The following is a 14072-nucleotide window of genomic DNA, read 5'->3' on the forward strand; positions in this document are numbered from 1 at the left end:
GACGCGACATCCACCTTAAATGCTTATTACCCGCAGGCGAGTGTATATAAAGCCAGAATCAGTTGCTTTCCAGCATATGAATAATCTGGTTTGCAACCACTTTAGCGCTCTGATCGTCAGTACGAATGGTCACATCAGCAATCTCTTCGTACAGAGGATTGCGTTCATCGGCCAACGCTTCCAGAACTTCACGTGGCGGCGTTTCAACCTGCAGCAACGGGCGCTTTTTATCACGCTGCGTGCGTGCCAGCTGTTTTTCGATGGTCGTCTCAAGATAGACCACTACACCACGGGCGGAGAGACGGTTGCGGGTTTCGCGAGATTTTACAGAGCCGCCGCCTGTTGCCAGCACAATGCCCTGTTTTTCCGTGAGTTCGTTGATCACTTTTTCTTCTCGGTCACGGAAACCTTCTTCGCCTTCTACATCGAAGACCCAGCCCACATCCGCTCCGGTTCGTTTCTCAATCTCTTGATCAGAATCGTAAAATTCCATATTGAGTTGTTGAGCTAACTGACGCCCAATAGTGCTTTTGCCGGCACCCATAGGCCCAACCAGAAAGATATTGCGTTTCTCTGCCATTTTTTCGGTACTACTAAGACTATTCGTTAATGGTAATCCCCGCTGCGCAGACACCTGGCGTAGCAGGACATGAACTGAAACCTCATATGCAATAGAGCGAGAGTCAGACGAAAAATTATCTCAATACTCCGGCTTGTTTGGCAACTGATTAAATCACCGTACCCGGTGCACTGGGAAATAAGACGTATGTCCAACTCAAATCGGTACTCCTTGTATGCTAATTCATGCCCCACGTCAAACATCTGCAACAAACTGAATGCAAAATCATTGCGGGGATCGTTACCCATTAATCAATACTGACCAGACGTGGCGTGATAAACACCACCAGCTCGCGTCGTTCATTATCTTTTCCGTCATGGCGAAACAGCTGGCCCAGCAGCGGGATGTTTCCCAGCACGGGCACGCTATCGCGTCCGGTTTTATTCTTTTGCGAAAAAATGCCGCCCAGCGCGAGCGTTTCTCCACTTTTTACCTCAACCTGCGTTTCAATCTCCTGCTTATCAATTGCCAGCGTTTCGCCGTCTGCCTGTTGCAGCACCTGGCCGGGCATATTTTCACTGATATGCAGCTTAAGGCGAACGCGGCCTCCCGGCAGCACCACCGGCGTGACCTCCATCCCCAATACCGCCTCTTTAAACTCAACCGAGGTTGCCCCGCTCTCGCCGCTCGAGACCTGATACGGAATTTCGCTGCCCTGTTTGATGCTTGCTGGCTGCATGTGGGACGCCAGCAGCCGCGGGCTGGCGATGATATCCACCTGCTGCTTTTGCTCAAGCGCCGACAGTTCCAGATCCAGCATCCTGCCGTTGATGCGCCCGATGTTAAACCCAACGTGGGCGGTTGCGCCCGCCGCCGCCAGGTCTGCGCCAAGCGTCGTGACCTGTCCGATTTTTTCGGTCCCAGTTGCCCCGGCAAGGCTCCACTTCACGCCCAGCTCGCGCAGGCTTTTTTCACTGATTGTTACGATTTGCGCCGCCAGCTCCACCTGCTCGACGGGCAGATCCATCTGCGCCGCCCAGCGCTGCAGCACGTCCACTACCGTCTTGTTATCCCTTACCAGAAGACGGTTGGTGCGCCTGTCGACGGATAAGCTGCCCTTCGGGCTTAAGAGCTTTTCCGCCGCTTTTTGCAATTCGCCGGCGTCTGCGTAGGAAAATGGAATGCTGTGAGCGATTAACGGGGCGTTGAGCTGACGCTGGGCCCGCTCCTGCTCCTTACGCGCCTGTTGCTCCCGCTGCCAGGCCGCCGTATGCACATAAAAAATGCCAGCCTCTTCCCGCAGTACCAGCCCGGCGCTATTGACTACCGTCTGAAGCGCCTGCCGCCAGGGCACCCGCGCTAAATTCAGCGAAAGCGAGCCGCTAACGTCCGGCGATACCACCAGGTTGCGGTCCTCCTGCGCGACCAGCGCCTGTAGCACCTGAACCACCGGCACCTCATCCACCAGCAGGGTGACCGGCTTTGGCGCGGCGGCCAACAGGGGCTGGTTGAGCGCCATCAGCAGCAGCAATATCCTTATCTTCACTTTTTTTCGTTCCTTCTCGTTGCCATGTCCATTGCTGCGGCTCGCACCTCTCGCCGACGCCAACGGTCAGTTGTTGTTTATCTATCGCGCTTACCCGCCACCCTGGCGTTAACCGCATCTGCCGCTTAACCCGGTGCCAGCGTTTCTGCCCGTCCTGCATAAGGCCGATATCGCTGCTGCCGCTGATAACTCCCCGATACCGCCACTGGCCGAGCTGACCTGCGGCACAAAGGTCTTCCGGCGCGGAGAAGGGGTCCCGCATCCCCGTCAGGAAAAGCAAAGAAAGCAGGATCAGTACGCGTGCTTTACCGGGCATGGTCGGTCTCCAGCTGGAGGCTGAGGCGAAGCTGCGTGCCCTGAGGGGCGATGTCAAACGCGCTTACCCGCACGTCCTCACGCGCCAGACGGGAAAAAAGCGCCGGGACCGCCTGCCATGAAACGTCAAGCGCCAGCTCTCCCCCGCTCTGCCGCGGTTTCCAGTGCACCAGCCTGGCGCCCTCTCCCTGAAGCGCCAGCGGGGAAAAGGGCTCAGCCGAATGCGCGCCTCTCACCTGCGCTACTACCGGCTGCCGCAGAGCCCGTGGCCACAGCGACGCGTTGATGCGCCCGGCACCAAGGACCTGCGCCTGAATGCGGGCGAAGTGGATATAAGCGGGTCTCAGCAGCAGCCCCCAGATCGCAAGCGCAACAATAGCCGAGGCGATCGACCAGCAAAGCACGCGCCGGGAAGGAGGCGCGTCGGCCCAGCGTTGATACCACATATTCATCGCCTACCTCCGGCTATGAAGCTGAAACGTAAACATCCACCGCCCCCGGCTATCCTGCTGCAATGCGCCTGCCGGACCGGGGATAAACCCGGTTACCCGCTTCAGCGCATCGGTCATGGCGGTAAGTGCCGTGAAAGAGGTGGCGTAGCCGCTCAGGATCAGTGAGGGGGGCTGATAACGTAACGTCGTCAGCCAGGCCTGGTGCGGCATCGCGCTGGCAAGGGATTCCAGGGCGGGTTGCCATGCTACCGGCTCCGGCGGCTGCGAAGGGGAGCTCGCTTTCGCAGGCTGCGGCTGCCGCGCTTTCAATACCTTCTGAACCGCACGCGTTCCCGCAAGATCGCTCTGCAACGCCTGTGACGCGAGGCTCTGCGCCACACGCAGGCTGACGCCTCCCGCCAGCATCAACAGCAGCGAGGCGGCGTACAGCAGGCCCCAGAACCGCAGCTGCTGAATGCGCCGCTCCCGACGCCACGGTAAGAGATTCGGCATGCTCATTAAGGCGCCTCGCTCATGGCCAGCGCCAGGGCGACGGTGAAATCGGCGCCGCATTCTGGCAGCGGCGGCTGGCATAGCGACACCGTTTCCCAGGGATCGTGTTCAGCATCAAAAACGGCAATATCGGAAGGAGAAAGCGCAAGCAGCGCCGCCAGCGCATTCGCATCTGCCGCTTCCGTGACGTAGCGTCGCCCCCACTGGTGCCGCATCGCCCACAGCCACTGCTCTTTATCCCTCCAGGCTACGCACCGGGCGGGCGCTACCGCGGAGAGAAGGTTTGCCAGCGCGCCGGCATCCGGGGCGATTGCTGCCAGGCGCAAACGCAGCGATTTCGCCAGCAACAGCAGGGTATCGACCTCCCTGTTCTGCGCCGCGGTGACGTGAAATGTGTTGCTGAACGTGTCCTGCGCGTAGTCAAAACACAGCGTATCGGCAGGCATCTCCAGCTCGCGTGATAATGCGGACCCTAGCCAGGTGAGCTGTTCGCTGTCACGCAGGGCAACGGAGGGTCGGGGCAAAGCGCGTTGCAGAACGCGCGCCGCCGGAAATGAGAGAAATACCCGATGCGAGTGCGGCAGCGTCTTACGCCAGGCGCGCAGCGCATTAACCAGCTGTTCTGGCTGAAGAATCTTCCCGTCCCGGATAATACCGTCCGCAACCGGCACGGCCCACCAGCGCCGTAAACGCCAGCCCGCCCGCTCTCTGGTTAGCGCAACCGCAACCACCTTATCCTGTTGAATATGAACGCCCGTTTGCCATGTTTTAAAAGCCATGCTTCACGATCTCCTTATCGCCCGTCGGAGTGACGGCTATATCAATGAATCAGGCTTGCCTTTATACTACCGCGCGATTGTTTAGAAACTGCCCAGGCTAAACCAAATGGGAAATCTCCGGTGAAGTTCGTAAAGTATTTATTGATCCTTGCAGTCTGTTTCATTCTGCTGGGAGCAGGCTCGATTATTGGTTTGTACAAATATGTCGAGCCACAGCTACCTGATGTCGCCACGCTTCGTGATGTGCGGCTCCAGATCCCTATGCAGGTCTATAGCGCCGATGGTGAACTGATGGCGCAATACGGCGAAAAACGTCGTATCCCTCTGACCTTAAACCAAATTCCACCCGTAATGGTGAAGGCCTTTATCGCCACCGAGGACAGCCGTTTTTACGAGCACCACGGTGTGGATCCGGTCGGTATTTTCCGTGCGGCAAGCGTGGCGCTGTTCTCCGGTCATGCCTCTCAGGGGGCAAGTACCATTACCCAGCAGCTGGCGCGTAACTTCTTCCTCAGCCCGGAAAAGACGCTGATACGTAAGATCAAAGAGGTATTCCTCGCGATCCGCATTGAGCAGCTGCTGAGCAAAGACGAGATCCTTGAGCTTTACCTCAACAAGATCTATCTCGGCTACCGCGCCTATGGCGTCGGGGCAGCGGCACAGGTCTATTTTGGCAAGCCGGTCGAACAGCTCACGCTGAGCGAAATGGCGACCATTGCCGGCCTGCCAAAAGCGCCATCCACCTTTAACCCGCTCTATTCGCTGGACCGCGCCACCGCGCGTCGTAACGTGGTGCTGTCGCGCATGTTGAGCGAAGGCTACATCAGCCAGGCTGACTACGATCGGGCGCGCAGCGAGGCTATCGACGCCAATTACCACGCGCCTGAAATCGCCTTCTCGTCGCCGTATCTTACTGAAATGGTTCGCCAGGAGATGGTGAGTCGCTACGGTGATAAAGCGTATGAAGATGGCTATCGCGTCTATACCACCGTGACCCGCAAGGTGCAGCAGGCTGCCCAGCAGGCGGTGCGTAACAACGTCATGAATTACGATATGCGTCACGGCTATCGCGGCCCGTCCAACGTGCTGTGGAGAGTGGGCGAAGGCGCATGGGACAGCAAAAAAATCGTTGATTCCCTGAAGGCGCTCCCGACCTACGGCCCGCTGCGACCGGCGGTGGTAACCCAGGCCGATCCGCAGGAAGCGGTGGCGATGATGGCCGATGGCACATCCGTATCGCTGCGCATGGACGGCATGCGCTGGGCGCGTCCGTACCGTTCCGACACCCTTCAGGGGCCTACGCCGCGTAAAGTGACCGACGTTGTACAAACCGGACAGCAAATCTGGGTGCGTCAGGTAGATGATGCCTGGTGGCTGGCCCAGGTGCCGGACGTGAACTCCGCGCTGGTTTCCATCAATCCGCAAAACGGTGCCGTCATGGCGCTGGTCGGCGGGTTCGATTTCAACCAGAGCAAATTTAACCGCGCAACCCAGGCGCTGCGGCAGGTGGGTTCCAACATCAAGCCGTTCCTCTACACCGCAGCGATGGATAAAGGATTGACGCTCGCCAGCATTCTCAACGACGTGCCAATCTCCCGCTGGGATGCCGGTGCCGGTTCCGACTGGCAGCCGAAGAACTCTCCGGCGCAATATGCCGGCCCTATTCGTCTACGTCAGGGTCTTGGCCAGTCGAAAAACGTGGTTATGGTGCGTGCGATGCGGGCGATGGGCGTAGATTATGCGGCAGAATATCTGCAACGCTTCGGCTTCCCGGCGCAGAATATCGTTCATACCGAATCGCTGGCGCTGGGCTCCGCGTCCTTTACGCCGCTCCAGGTGGCCCGTGGATACTCGGTGATGGCGAACGGCGGCTTCCTGGTCGACCCGTACTTCATCAGCAAAATCGAGAACGATCAGGGCGGCGTGCTGTTTGAAGCGAAACCGAAAATTGCCTGCCCTGAGTGCGATCTTCCGGTGATTTACGGCGATACGCCAAAATCAAACGTTCTTGAAAACAAGGATATGGAAGACGTTGCCATCTCACAGGAGCGTCGGAACCTGGCGGTACCTCAGCCTCAGCTGGAGCAGGCCAATCAGGCGCTGGTCGCCCAGAGCGGCGCTCAGGAGTATGCCCCGCACGTGATCGGCACCCCGCTGTCGTTCCTGATCAAGAGCGCCCTGAACACCAATATCTTTGGCGAACCGGGCTGGCAGGGTACCGGCTGGCGCGCGGGCCGCGATTTGCAGCGCCGCGACATCGGCGGCAAAACCGGCACGACCAACAGCTCAAAAGATGCGTGGTTCTCAGGCTACGGCCCGGGCGTAGTCACCTCCGTCTGGATTGGCTTTGACGATCACCGCCGCACGCTGGGGCGCACAACCGCTTCTGGCGCGATTAAAGATCAGATCTCCGGCTATGAAGGCGGGGCGAAGAGTGCGCAACCGGCCTGGGATGCTTTCATGAAAGCCGCTCTCGAAGGCGTGCCGGAGGAGCCGTTAACGCCTCCTCCGGGCATTGTTACGGTCAATATTGACCGCAGCACCGGGCAGCTCGCTAACGGCGGCAACAGCCGCGCAGAGTATTTCATCGAGGGCACGCAGCCAACCACGCAGGCGGTGCATGAGGTGGGTACAGAGATAATTGATAACGGCGAGACGCACGAGCTGTTCTAAAATCGAAACGGCAACCTCGGGTTGCCGTTTTTACGTTTGCACCCTCTCTCACAGGAGAGGGGTTCAGGCTGCTACAGGCGCCCCTGCCCCTTCAGCCACTCCCGCACCAGGAACAGTGCGCTCACGTTGCGCGCCTCGTTAAAGTCGGGATCTTCCAGCAAATCCATCAGGTGGGCCAGCGGCCAGCGAACCTGCGGCAGCGGTTCCGGCTCGTCTCCTTCCAGCGACTCAGGATAGAGATCTTCCGCCACCACGATATTCATTTTGCTGGAGAAGTAGGACGGCGCCATGCTCAGCTTTTTCAGGAACGTAAGCTCCTTCGCGCCAAAACCGACCTCTTCTTTCAGCTCGCGGTTTGCCGCTTCAAAAACCGTTTCGCCCGGATCGATTAGCCCTTTTGAGAAGCCCAGCTCGTAAGATTCGGTCCCCACGGCGTATTCACGTATGAGGATCAGATGCTCGTCGACGACGGGCACAATCATCACCGCTTCGCGCGAGGAGGGACGCATACGTTCATAAACACGACGCACGCCGTTGCTGAACTCCAGATCCACACTTTCAACATTAAACAGACGCGATTTTGCGACGGTTTCAACATTCAGAATGGTGGGCTTTTGTAAGGGTTTGGTCATCTTGACGGGTCTATGCTGGGGGAACTGGCTTTATTGTGCGATACGCCGCACGGTTTCGGCAATGTCAATTGCTCTTTATTTACATTTATGCAACGTAACTGAGGTTGATTCGCATTTCAAATCAAATGTCAAGAGGTTGAAATGTTTCCAGGAATTTGCTGATATCGCGCCGGTACAGGCTTTGATATCATTATCGGTCACTGGGATACGCGTCAACATGCTCAAGTTAGACTCCATACTTGCCGATAGCCGACCACAGATCTCATTCATTGTACAAAAGGTGCGACCGACAACACCTGTAAGAAGATAAGTAAGATGGGGAAAGCATGAGCACCATTTTGATTTTTCTCGCTGCTGTGCTGGCCTGCGCGTCGATTGCGGTGTGGGTATTCAGGCGCCGCGTACATCGCCGTTACCGGTTGCCCTTTTTAAACGCGTTCGCCGGGGCAAGCACGCGCAAGCTGTCGCCTGAAGAACGCAGCACCGTTGAGCAGTATCTCGACACGCTGAACCGATCCCGGCTCTCGCCTGGACCTACCGGTGCCAGCACCGCCCCCGTGTCGCTCAACCTGAATGCACAAAGCGACACCGTTCTGTGCGTGACGCGCTCGATTACCCGCTACGGCATCACAACCGACGATCCCAACAAATGGCGCTACTATCTCGATTCGGTTGAAGTCCACCTGCCTCCCTTCTGGGAGCAGTACATTAACGATGAGAACAGCGTTGAGCTGATCCATACCGACACGCTGCCGCTGGTTATTTCCCTTAATGGTCATACCCTGAGCGAATATGTTCAGGAAGCGCCACGCTTTGCGCTGGAACGCGCGAGCGGAACGCAGGCCTCTATTCGCGGTGAAGAAACGGAGCAAATCGAACTGCTTAACATCCGTCAGGAGACGCATGAAGAGTATGTCCTGAGCCGCCCCGATGGTATTCGCGAAGCGGTGCTGATTGTCGCCTCGTTCCTGCTCTTTTTCATCTGCCTGCTTACGCCGGACGTGTTTGTACCGTGGCTTGCGGGCGGCGCGGTGCTGCTGCTGGCCGCCGGGCTGTGGGGCATATTTGCCCCGCCGGCAAAAACCTCACTACGTGAAATTCACTGCCTGCGCGGCACGCCAAAGCGCTGGGGCCTGTTCGGGGAGAACGATCAGGAGCATATCAACAATATCTCCCTCGGGATCATCGACCTCATTTATCCGCGCCACTGGCAGCCGTGGATCGCCCAGGATTTGGGCCATAAAACGGATATTGATATTTACCTCGATCGCCACGTCGTCCGCCAGGGGCGTTATTTATCCCTGCACGATGAGGTGAAAAACTTCCCGCTTCAGCACTGGCTGCGCAGCGCGGTAATTGCCGGTGGCGCCGCGTTGGTCTTCATCATGCTGCTGCTTTTCGTGCCGCTGGATATGCCGATCAAATTTACCCTGTCGTGGATAAAAGGGGCGCAAACCGTAGAAGCCACCAGCGTGAAGCAGCTTGAAGAAGCGGGCGTCCGCGTGGGGGATACGCTGCGTCTGAAAGGCACCGGCATGTGTAATATCCACGCGCCGGGAGCCTGGAACACGCGCCAGAACTCGCCGTTCTCGCCGTTCGATTGCTCACAGATCATCTGGAACGACGCCTCGCCGCTGCCGCTGCCGGAATCGGATGTGGTCAATAAAGCTACCGCGCTTACCCAGACGATAAACCGCCAGCTCCATCCGAAACCGGACGATGATTCTCGCGTAAGCCCTGCCCTGCGCTCGGCTATTCAGAAATCGGGCATGGTGCTGCTGGATGACTTTGGCGAAATCGTTCTGAAAACAGAAGACCTCTGTTCAGCGCAGGACGACTGCGTTCGCCTTAAGAACGCGCTGGTGAACCTCGGCAACAGTAAAGACTGGGACGCGCTGGTGAAGCGCGCCGAAGCGGGACGCCTGGACGGGGTGAACGTGCTTCTGCGTCCGGTCAGCGCCGAGTCGCTGGATAACCTGGTGGCGACCTCTACCGCCCCCTTCGTGATGCGTGAAACCACCCGCGCGGCCCAGGCGCTTAACAGCCCGGCGCCGGGCGGTTTTGTGATTGCCAGCGATGAAGGCAGCGACCTGGTGGATCAACCCTACCCGCAGGTTTCGCTTTACGACTATCCGGCTCAGGAACAGTGGAGCGAGTTTCAGCGCCTGGCGCAGATGCTGATGCAGACGCCGTTCAGCGCGGAAGGGATCGTCACCAGCATCGTTACCGACGCCAACGGCACGCGCCATATTGGGCTGCACCGGATGCCGGATAGCGCTGGCCTGTGGCGCTACGTGGGAACGTCCCTGCTTTTGATGGCGATGCTGGCCTGCATCGTCTGGAACGGTTATCAGGCCGTACGCCGCTACCAGCGGTCCCGTACGCGACTGGCTGAAATCCAGGCCTACTACGAAAACTGCCTCAATCCGAATCTGATCTCCACCCCTTAGCGCCTGATCGGATAACGTCCCCGCGCGACAAGTTGTGATAACCTGTCGCGCACGTTTCTTCTGGCTGGAGTTCCCCCTTATGCATCTTGACATCGACTGGCAGGCGGTCGATACCGTCCTGCTTGATATGGACGGCACGCTGCTCGATCTCGCCTTTGATAACTATTTCTGGCAAAAGCTGGTCCCGGAAACGTACGGTGAACAGCAGGGGATCTCCCCGGCAGAAGCGCAGGAATTCATTCGTTCGCAGTATAGTGCGGTGCAGCATACGCTAAACTGGTACTGTCTTGACTACTGGAGCGAGCGACTCGGTCTGGATATTTGCGCCATGACCACCGCCCAGGGCGCGCGCGCCGTGTTGCGCGACGATACGGTCCCGTTCCTGGACGCGCTGAAAGCCTGCGGCAAGCGCCGTATTCTGCTGACGAACGCGCATCCCCATAACCTGGCCGTGAAGCTGGAACATACCGGTCTTGCTTCACACCTTGATTTATTACTTTCCACCCACACATTTGGTTATCCGAAAGAGGATCAGCGGCTGTGGCATGCGGTGGTGGAAGAGACCGGTTTACAGCCGGAAAGGACGCTGTTCATTGACGACAGCGAGCCGATTCTGGATTCTGCGGCAGCGTTTGGCATTCGCTATTGCCTTGGCGTGACCAATCCTGATTCCGGCCTGGCTGAAAAAAGCTATCTGCGACATCCGGGGCTGAACGACTATCGCCGGATGATCCCCTCACTCACCGTGAAGGAGACGCCATGAAAGAAAAACCCTCTGATGGGGTAAGACTGGATAAATGGCTGTGGGCCGCCCGTTTTTACAAAACGCGCGCCCTTGCCCGTGAAATGGTTGACGGCGGTAAGGTGCATTACAACGGCCAGCGCAGCAAACCGAGCAAGCTGGTTGAACTGAATGCCACGCTGACGCTTCGCCAGGGCAACGATGAGAAAACGGTAGTGGTGAAAGCCATTACCGAACAGCGGCGGCCCGCCCCGGAAGCCGTTTTGCTTTATGAAGAGACGGCGGAAAGCATAGCGAAGCGCGAGAAAACCGCGCTGGCGCGCAAAATGAATGCGCTGACCATGCCTCACCCGGACCGGCGACCGGATAAAAAGGAGCGCCGCGATCTGATGAAATTTAAACACGGTGAGAACGAGTAACCCTCACCTGCACGAGAGATGAAAATGGCCCAACACGACCAATTACACCGCTATCTGTTTGAACAATTCGCCGTGCGCGGCGAGCTGGTCACCGTATCCGAAACCTGGAAACAGATTCTGGAAAACCACAACTACCCGCTGCCGGTGAAAACCCTGTTGGGCGAACTGCTGGTTGCCACCAGCCTGCTGACCGCCACGCTGAAGTTCGCGGGCGATATTACCGTTCAGCTTCAGGGCGATGGCCCGATGTCGCTGGCGGTGATCAACGGCAACAACCAGCAGCATATGCGCGGCGTGGCGCGCGTTCAGGGCGATGTGCCTGAAAATGCCGATCTGAAAACGCTGGTCGGCAACGGCTACCTGGTGATCACCATCTCCCCTGAAGAGGGCGAGCGCTATCAGGGCGTTGTCGGGCTGGAAGGCGATACGCTTGCCGCCTGCCTGGAAGATTACTTCATGCGTTCCGAACAGCTGCCAACCCGCCTGTTCATCCGTACCGGTGAAGTGGATGGCCAGCCGGCAGCCGGCGGCATGCTGTTGCAGGTTCTGCCAGCGCAGGATGCGCAGACCAATGATTTCGAGCACCTGGCAACCCTGACGGAAACCATCAAAGCGGAAGAGCTGTTCACCCTGTCGGCGACCGACGTGCTGTGGCGTCTGTACCACGAAGAAGAGGTGACGGTCTACGATCCGCAGGCGGTGGAATTTAAGTGCACCTGCTCCCGCGAGCGTTGTGCTGGCGCCCTGAAAACGCTGCCGGACGAAGAGATCGACAGCATCATGGCGGAAGACGGTGAAATCGATATGCACTGTGACTACTGCGGTACGCACTACGTGTTCAATTCGATGGATATCGCGGAGATCCGCAATAACGCCTCTCCGGCGGACCCGCAGGTTCACTAAGCATGGCAAAACGGCTCCTTACGGAGCCGTTATTCGTTATGGGCGCCGTAAGCTAGCGCCACTGCCGTAAAGCATATCTACGCGTTCCCCGAAAATTTCAATATCTGCCCAGGGCTTCACGACCGGCTTAACCTTTCCCTGCTGTAAGGCACGGTCCAGCTCCTCGCGCGTCAGTCCTTCCGGCATTGTCCATCCATCCCCCACGTGCTGCCAGCCCGTACCGGTATGCGTATAGGCCATGATGGCGCGATCGGTAAACTGGTACAGCACGGCCTCAGGATTACCGTCAGCATTCAGATCCAGCGGCATGAGCAAACAGTTTCTCTGCGCGCTGCTGCAGGATTCAAACCGATACTGCTCCCTGAGCATCGCTTGCCATAGCGCGCTATCGGGACGCGGCATGCCGGGCGCAAGCTGGATCGCTTTCTCCAGCATGGTGGCCGTCATTTGTCCCGCTCCCCGGGGGCTGCCGGCGAGCAACCCTTTCACTTCACGCGCGCGTTTCGGGTCGGACATAAACTGCGGATCGTTTTGCAGCGTCAGCAACGCCTCACGCCCCTTGCGCCCGGCGTGGCTGAGCATGTGGAGGCTTACCCGATCCGCGGTAATTTTTCCGGTCTGATAGCGGGCCATGTGGCTTGCGACGCTTATTCGCCACGGATCCAGCACGGGGGTATGGATCAACATCAGGAAGACGAGGGAAAGCAGCCCGGTCGCCGGGATGACGTACGTATGGATCTGCTGCGGCTCACGACGCTGTATCAGGACGCTGGCACAAAATCCGACCGCCCAGACCAGCGCCACGATGGTTATCAACACGCCGTAAAGACGCTCGGGTGACCAGCCGTATTGCGAAATGCGAAGCCACAGCGCCCACCCCGCCAGAACCGGATATGCGGGTACGATAGCCACGGCAAGGCGAATCATCCCTCGCAGCGGGGCATAGTAAGGCAGCGTCTGACGCTGTGGATGCCACACTATCGTCACCAGGAATAGCAGCAGCAGCGCCAGGGTGGTGAGCAAGCCCGCGGCGGAGATCCTGGCCGAAATGGTTTCGAAGCCCACGAAAGGCAGCGCGCCAATAAAGAGCAGGGCCAGCGCCGCCATCAGGGGTAGCAGACCGGTGGCGATCAGGGTGAGCAGGTTTTGCAGGGCAAGAAGTAACCGTACCTGCACGCGCGTGAGCACGGCCGCACTGGCTGAAACTACGCCAGTCGCCACTGAAATAAACCCGTCAGAATGGAAGAAAAGCCGATCAAAAAAGCGTATGCCGATAAGTTCGAAAAGCTCGGCCCAGAGGAAAAGCACCAGCCAGAAGAGGCCATTTGAAACAAAAATAACGAGCAGCGTCAGCGCGTTATGCCAGTTTCGCTGATAAAAGTCGCTGTAAAACGAAGTGGTCGGGACGGGATCCAGACGCCGCTGAAGCCATGGCAGTATGAACAGCGTCATCAGCAGCAGGTGAAAGCCGAAAACGAGCATTTCATCCCTGATGCTCCAGCTTTCGAGCCCCGCTACGCTCCACTTAAGCCAGCCGCCCATGCCCGCAACGGCCGCGCCGGTCATCCCGAGCGCCAGCCACAAAAAAGGCTTTCGGAACGATGTCACTGCAAGCGACATCGTGGTCGTCATTACCACGGTGGCAGGAATAACGCACATCAACCACAGCGTATCGGTCGGCAATTTCGCATACCCGATGTACCAGGTAATGGCATAGCAGAGCACTCCCTGTAAGGCGCCCGCCAGCACGACGGCCAGGCGCGTTGAAGGGGATAACGTTTCACTGTTGTCCATCTTTCATCCCTTGTTTACGAAAAGCATAGTGCCCCATTAAAGCGATAACAGGGCGTCAACGGCAATATCTGAAATCATAGCTGCGGGAGACATGAATCGTTTTCTCAATGTAACCCTTACGTAATTTTCCTACATGTATGCGATTACATTCACATTCTTCCGGTTAAATTCACCATCAATTAACCTTTTAAGAACATTTTCCCCAACCAAAAAGCGATTCCTGCGATAATCTGCCCGCCCTGTGGCTGGAGTCGCAGGGTTTTCCGTTAGTAAGGGTTTTGACCAGATACGTAAATCTATGAGCCCCGTCGCGGTT

Annotated in this window: 13 protein-coding genes; 5 read left to right on the plus strand and 8 right to left on the minus strand. The window is 57.8% G+C overall.

Annotated elements, in window-relative coordinates; translation table 11 throughout:
- Window positions 1-58 precede the first annotated feature (58 nt).
- The 6 genes from aroK to pilM form a co-directional block, all read right to left on the minus strand.
- On the minus strand, window positions 59-580 hold the full coding sequence (gene aroK, locus IM304_RS20215) for a shikimate kinase AroK (protein WP_003861630.1): 522 nt from the start codon (window positions 578-580) through the stop codon (window positions 59-61).
- 286 nt (window positions 581-866) lie between these two features.
- Complete coding sequence (hofQ, locus tag IM304_RS20220) at window positions 867-2078, minus strand: DNA uptake porin HofQ (protein WP_255517790.1); 1212 nt, start codon at window positions 2076-2078, stop codon at window positions 867-869.
- A complete protein-coding gene (locus IM304_RS20225; protein ID WP_193356529.1) occupies window positions 2017-2421 on the minus strand; it encodes a HofP DNA utilization family protein in 405 nt (134 codons plus the stop codon). Before IM304_RS20225 ends, hofQ begins: the two co-directional genes overlap by 62 nt.
- Window positions 2411-2872, minus strand: coding sequence for a DNA utilization protein HofO (locus IM304_RS20230; protein ID WP_193356530.1), 462 nt, complete (start codon window positions 2870-2872; stop codon window positions 2411-2413). Before IM304_RS20230 ends, IM304_RS20225 begins: the two co-directional genes overlap by 11 nt.
- A 3-nt stretch (window positions 2873-2875) precedes the next feature.
- Entirely contained in the window at window positions 2876-3370 is a 495-nt protein-coding gene (locus IM304_RS20235) for a PilN domain-containing protein (RefSeq protein ID WP_193356531.1), read from the minus strand.
- Window positions 3370-4143, minus strand: a complete 774-nt coding sequence (gene pilM, locus IM304_RS20240; protein WP_193356532.1) for a pilus assembly protein PilM — start codon at window positions 4141-4143, stop codon at window positions 3370-3372. The genes IM304_RS20235 and pilM overlap by 1 nt, the downstream gene beginning before the upstream one ends.
- 120 nt (window positions 4144-4263) lie before the next feature.
- Between pilM and mrcA the strand changes: the two genes are divergently transcribed.
- Entirely contained in the window at window positions 4264-6816 is a 2553-nt protein-coding gene (mrcA, locus tag IM304_RS20245; protein WP_148420590.1) for a peptidoglycan glycosyltransferase/peptidoglycan DD-transpeptidase MrcA, read from the plus strand.
- A 71-nt stretch (window positions 6817-6887) separates the two neighbouring features.
- On the opposite strand, the gene nudE is transcribed toward mrcA, so the two are convergent.
- Window positions 6888-7448 (minus strand): ADP compounds hydrolase NudE, encoded by a 561-nt coding sequence (gene nudE / locus IM304_RS20250; RefSeq protein WP_148420589.1) that lies wholly within the window; start codon window positions 7446-7448, stop codon window positions 6888-6890.
- 326 nt (window positions 7449-7774) lie between these two features.
- Here nudE and IM304_RS20255 point away from each other — a divergent pair, with 326 nt between their 5' ends.
- The 4 genes from IM304_RS20255 (at window position 7775) to hslO (ending at window position 11962) form a co-directional block, all read left to right on the plus strand.
- Window positions 7775-9898, plus strand: a complete 2124-nt coding sequence (locus IM304_RS20255) for an intracellular growth attenuator family protein (protein WP_193356533.1) — start codon at window positions 7775-7777, stop codon at window positions 9896-9898.
- 79 nt (window positions 9899-9977) lie between these two features.
- Entirely contained in the window at window positions 9978-10661 is a 684-nt protein-coding gene (gene yrfG, locus IM304_RS20260) for a GMP/IMP nucleotidase (RefSeq protein ID WP_006812237.1), read from the plus strand.
- Window positions 10658-11059, plus strand: coding sequence for a ribosome-associated heat shock protein Hsp15 (hslR, locus tag IM304_RS20265; RefSeq protein WP_148420588.1), 402 nt, complete (start codon window positions 10658-10660; stop codon window positions 11057-11059). Before yrfG ends, hslR begins: the two co-directional genes overlap by 4 nt.
- Window positions 11060-11077: 18 nt before the next feature.
- The gene (gene hslO / locus IM304_RS20270) at window positions 11078-11962 is read left to right on the plus strand and encodes an Hsp33 family molecular chaperone HslO (protein WP_193356534.1); all 885 of its coding nucleotides are present in this window, start codon (window positions 11078-11080) and stop codon (window positions 11960-11962) included.
- A gap of 36 nt (window positions 11963-11998) precedes the next feature.
- Here the strand turns inward: hslO and IM304_RS20275 are convergent, their stop codons facing one another.
- Window positions 11999-13756: a DUF4153 domain-containing protein gene (locus IM304_RS20275; RefSeq protein WP_193356535.1), complete on the minus strand. Its 1758-nt coding sequence runs from the start codon at window positions 13754-13756 to the stop codon at window positions 11999-12001.
- Window positions 13757-14072 lie beyond the last annotated feature (316 nt).

The sequence above is a fragment of the Enterobacter cloacae complex sp. P40C2 genome, from assembly GCF_014930695.1.
Classification (GTDB): domain Bacteria; phylum Pseudomonadota; class Gammaproteobacteria; order Enterobacterales; family Enterobacteriaceae; genus Enterobacter; species Enterobacter pasteurii.